Here is a 447-nt window from a genome sequence, read left to right as displayed (position 1 = left end):
GGCTGGACGGGCTGCCGCTGGCCATCGAGCTGGCGGCCGCGCGCGTCGCCACACTCGGCGTGGCGGGCGTGGCCCTGCGTCTCGACGATCGTCTCGACCTGCTCGGCGGCGGTCTGCGGCTCGCGCTGCCACGCCACCAGACGCTGCGCGCGACCTTCGACTGGAGCTACGCGCTGCTCGATCCCGCCGCGCGCGCCTTGTTCCGCAGCCTGGCCTTCTTCGTGGGCCATTTCAGCTTCGACGCGGTGTGCGCGGTAGCGGCCGAGCCGGGCGTGCCGGTGGCCAGCGCGATCGACTCGCTGGCGGAGTTGAGCACCAAGTCGCTGCTCTCGGTCGATTTCCACGGCGCGATCGCGTTCTATCGGTTATCCGAATCGACGCGCGCCTACGCGATGGAAAAACTGCGCGACGAAGGCGAGGTGCAACGCGTCGAGCGTCGGCATCTGC

General features: G+C 70.2%; 1 pseudogene. It reads left to right on the top strand.

What is annotated here, in order from left to right:
- Window positions 1-447, top strand: a pseudogene (locus FQ705_RS01990) (transcriptional regulator); the annotation flags it as partial.

This window comes from Paraburkholderia sp. BCC1884 (assembly GCF_900996225.1).
Lineage (GTDB): Bacteria > Pseudomonadota > Gammaproteobacteria > Burkholderiales > Burkholderiaceae > Paraburkholderia.
Note: the sequence above shows the minus strand (reverse complement) of the source record. Positions and strands in the feature narration are given on the sequence as shown.